Consider the following 4,209-nt stretch of genomic DNA (forward strand, 5'->3'; position numbering starts at 1 on the left):
GGGCACGATTTCGAGCACGCGGTCGACGTCGAGCACGACCATGAGCTGGCCGTCGAGGCGGTGCACGCCGCCGGCGAGCTTGGCCATGCGGGGGTCGAGGTTGACGGGGTTTTCCTCGCGGCCGTCGTCGGCGAGCTTGAGCACCTCGCCGATCTGGTCGATCAAGAGGCCATAGGATTCGCCGCGCAGGTCGACGCCGACCGCCATCGGCGGCTTGCCGTCTTCGTTCTTCGGCAGGCCGAGACGGGCGCGCATGTCCACCACCGTGACGATGCGACCGCGCAGATTGAGCACGCCGGCGATCTCGCCGGATGACAGCGGCACCCGCGTCAGCCGCTCCGGCATGAACACGTCCTGCACCCTCGAGATCGGCAGCCCGAACAGCTGGCCCCCGATCATCGCGGTGACGAATTCGGAGACGGCGCCTTCGGTATTGTCGTTCTTGCTGGTCATGCTGATTCCTTCAGGCTGAACTTGCTTCATGCCTACGCCGCCCGGCTGAGTTCGGCGGTCTGTTCCTTCAGCGCCGCGATCAGGCCCGGACGGTCGAACTTGGCGACGTAATCGTGGAAGCCGGCCAGCCGCCCGCGCTCGATTGCCGCCGGCGACACCATCGAGGACAGCGCGATGATCGGCATGCCGCTCAGATGCGCGTCCGCCCGGATCGTCTCGGCGAACTCGAACCCGTTCATGTCGGGCATTTCGATGTCGGTCAGCACCACGTCGAAGACCTGGCCCGAGCGCAATGCGGAGAGGCCCTCCTCGGCGCTGGGCGCCACCCGCACCTTGTAGCCGGCGGCTTTCAGCACCGGCGCCAGCATGTTGCGGAAGAACGCTGAGTCGTCGACCAGCAGTACCGACTGCGCGGTCACCGAGGGGCGCATCTCCTTGCGGGAGAACCAGTCGGCGAACGCCATCGGGAGGAAGTGGCCGACGTCGATCACTTCGGTAGCCTGGCCCTTGATCACGGCGGAGCCCAGGATGCCTTCGCGGGAGCCCGCGACCTCGATGTTGAGCCGTTCCTCGACGATGTCGATGATCTCGTCGACCACGAGGCCCATCGAGCGGCCGTCATCGGCGAACACCAGGATCGGCTGCGAGCCGGAGGTCTGAACGCTGACGCCTTCCATCTGCACCAGCGGCATCAGCTGGTCGCGGTACTGCACCATGTAGCGGCCGTTGGAGAGTTCGATCTTGTCGGTGGCGAGCTCTTCCAGCCGGGTGACGAGGCCGAGCGGCACCGCCTTGGGCTGGGCCGAGCCGGCGCGGAACACCAGCAGCGAGGTCAGCTGTTCGGCGGCATTGGCGCGCGCCGCCGCGTTCTCTTCCGAGATCTCGTGGCTGGCGGAGCCGGCGGCGCCGAGCGCCTTGGCAATGCCGTTGGGGTCGATGATCATGATCACGGCGCCATCGCCGAGAATCGTGTTGCCGGAGAACATGTCGATGTGACGCAGTTTCGTCGACATCGGCTTGACCACGATTTCCTCGGTGTGGAACACGCCGTCGACCACGATGCCGAACGTCTGGTTGCCGACCTGCGTCACCACGATGAAGCCGTTCTCGGGATCCGAGGAGGTGCCGTCGTCGATCTTGAGCAGCTTCTTCAGGTGCATCAGCGGCAGCAGCTTATTGCGCAGCCGCAGGACCGCGGTGTCCTTGATGCGCTCGATGCGGTGCTCGGAATTGGCCCGTGCCCGCACCAGTTCGACCACCGCCAATTGCGGGATCGCAAAACGGTCGCCGGCGGCCTCCACGATCAAGGCGGAGACGATGGCGAGCGTCAGCGGGATCTTGATGGTGACGGAAGAGCCCTCGCCGGCCACCGACTTGACGTCGATGGTGCCGCCGATCTGGTCGATATTGGTGCGCACCACGTCCATGCCGACGCCGCGGCCGGACACCGAGGTGACGGCGGCGGCGGTGGAGAAGCCCGGCGCGAAGATGAACTTGTGGATCTGGGCTTCCGTCATCTTCTCGAGTTCGGCCTCGCTGACGAGACCGTTCGAGATCGCCTTGGCCTTGATCCGCTCGGTATTGAGGCCGCGGCCGTTGTCGGCGATGCAGATCAGGATATGGCCGCCCTCGTGATAGGCGGAGAGCCGGATGGTGCCTTGCTCGGGCTTGCCGGCGGCGGCGCGTTCGGCCGGGGTTTCCAGGCCGTGATCGGCGGAGTTGCGCACCATGTGCGTCAACGGATCCTTGATCAGGTCGAGCACCTGGCGGTCGAGCTCGGTGTCGGCGCCGTGCATCTCCAGTTCGATCTGCTTGTGCAGTTCGCCGGCGAGGTCGCGCACGATCCGCGGCAGCTTCTGCCAGGCATTGCCGATCGGCTGCATCCGCGTCTTCATGACGCCTTCCTGCAGCTCGGCGGTGACGTTGGACAGCCGCTGCAGCGGCACCTTGAACTCGGTATCGTCGTTGCGCCTGGAGATCTCCAGCAGCTGATTGCGGGTCAGCACCAGCTCCGACACCATCGTCATCAGGTGTTCCAGCGTGTCCACGTTGACGCGGATCGACTGGTTGGCGACCTTGTCGGCCTCGGGCACGTCGATCTCGACGACCGATTTGGCGGCCTTCTTCTCTTTGGCTGATGCGGCGGGTTGAACCGGCGCGGCGGCCGGCTTCGGCGCTGCCGCTTCGGGCTGGACCGGCGCGATCGGCGGTGCGACCACCTCGATCGCGGTTTCCTGGAACGCGCGCTCCAGTTCGTCCAGCGACACTTCGCCAGGACGCAGCTGCCGCTCCAGTATCTGCGGCACCAAGGTACCCTGCTCGACAGCCGGTGTTGATGCGACCGGCATTTCCGGCGCGGACGCGATCGGCGCAGCCGACGCTGTCTCGAAGGAGCGCATGCTCAGCTCGACCAATGGATCGATCAGATCCAGATCGGTGCCTTCGGGCTCGGCCTCGGTGGCCTCGAGCCCTGCGAGAATTTCCTTGATGCGATCGATGCTGGAAAGGATCAGCGACACCGCCTCCGAAGTGACCGGCATTCCGTCGCGGAACTTGCCCATCAGCGTCTCGCCGGCATGGGCCAGCGCTTCGAGGCGAGGCAGGCCGAGGAAGCCGCAGGTGCCCTTGATGGTGTGAACCAGCCGGAAAATGTTATCCAAAATCTTGGCGTTGTTCGGATCCTGCTCGAACCGCACCAGCTGATTGTCGACCGTATCCAGGCTCTCGTTGGTCTCCGTCAAGAACTCCCGCAAAAGATCGTCCATCAGAATACACCTTCCAAGAAGTTGTGTTGCGGTTTTCCGTCAACCGGTATTTGTTTTCGACGGACGGAGTTAACGGACAGTCTTCCTCACAATCGATAACCTCAACGTTTTCACAACCGCGTTAATTTTATGCTCCGTGCAAATACGGGGTGGCGCCGCGGTCACGGAGACAAGGGGAAGGCTGGCTGTGGGGCGCGCCAATGGGCGCCGGCTGCGACGAACATTGATCAGGGACAACTCGTCCTTGCGGCGCATCGGCGTCCTGTTGGCCGGGAAGTTCTGAGGCGGCACACGTCATGCGAGCATTCCGATCACGGCGACCACGGGACGCCGCAACGTCCCCTCAGATGTCAACGAAAGCAGGCTCGAGGCCGCCTCAGGCCGCCACTTGCTCTTCTTCGCGCTTCATCAGTTTCCTGATTTCCTTGAGCGCCTTGTAGAGAGCGCCGCTCGTCACATGGGCGTTCGCGGCATCGATCTGTTCGCGCGAGCCCGGAAGGCTCTCCCGCAGGTCCTTGAGGAAGCCGAGATAGGAAGTCCGGTAGCGCGGAATGTCGTTTTTCAGATACATCATCTGGACGCAGAAATAGAGCCGCTTGACCGGCGTGTTGGCGGTCTCCGCGGTCACGGTGTCCTTCTCGCGAAGGATCGGCGCTTCGCCGTCGATCAGGAAGGAAGTGCGGGTGCCGGAATTGATGATGACGGTTTCGCCGATGACGATACGTTCAAACGGCTTCAGTTCGACTCTTAGCGGCATGACTGTTTCCTTTCAGGATACGGCAACGGCTAGCTGGGTAGTCGCGGCGGGGTTTCCCCCGCCGCCTTGATCGTTGGCTTCGAAGCCGAGCTCAGCGGAGCAGCTGAAGCACGCTCTGCTGCGAAGTATTGGCCAGCGCCAGCGCGGACACCGCGATCGACTGGCGGGTCGACAGCGCCTGGCTGTTGGCCGCTTCCTCGTTGGTGTCGGCCAGCGTCAGGTTGGACGAGCCGG

Annotated in this window: 4 protein-coding genes; all 4 read right to left on the bottom strand. The window is 64.1% G+C overall.

Annotated elements, in window-relative coordinates; all coding sequences use genetic code 11:
* Positions 1 to 453: chemotaxis protein CheW (locus tag Q7T45_RS07900; RefSeq protein ID WP_304869445.1), on the bottom strand; the 453-nt coding region annotated here is incomplete at its 3' end.
* Between the two features lie 32 nt (positions 454 to 485).
* Positions 486 to 3,218 carry a hybrid sensor histidine kinase/response regulator gene (locus Q7T45_RS07905; protein ID WP_304869447.1) on the bottom strand — a complete coding sequence of 911 codons (2,733 nt, stop codon included), beginning with the start codon at positions 3,216 to 3,218 and terminating at the stop codon, positions 486 to 488.
* A gap of 376 nt (positions 3,219 to 3,594) precedes the next feature.
* A complete protein-coding gene (gene flbT / locus Q7T45_RS07910; RefSeq protein ID WP_304869449.1) occupies positions 3,595 to 3,975 on the bottom strand; it encodes a flagellar biosynthesis repressor FlbT in 381 nt (126 codons plus the stop codon).
* Between the two features lie 91 nt (positions 3,976 to 4,066).
* Positions 4,067 to 4,209, bottom strand: a 143-nt coding sequence (locus Q7T45_RS07915) for a flagellin (RefSeq protein WP_304869450.1), incomplete at its 5' end; no start/stop codon positions are given.

The organism is Bradyrhizobium sp., assembly GCF_030646015.1.
Lineage (GTDB): Bacteria > Pseudomonadota > Alphaproteobacteria > Rhizobiales > Xanthobacteraceae > Bradyrhizobium.

Excerpts from the sequence above, each read along its gene's own strand:
- Q7T45_RS07905 (WP_304869447.1), bottom strand. The coding sequence starts at position 3,218 with ATGGACGATCTTTTGCGGGAGTTCTTGACGGAGACCAACGAGAGCCTG.
- flbT (WP_304869449.1), bottom strand. The coding sequence starts at position 3,975 with ATGCCGCTAAGAGTCGAACTGAAGCCGTTTGAACGTATCGTCATCGGC.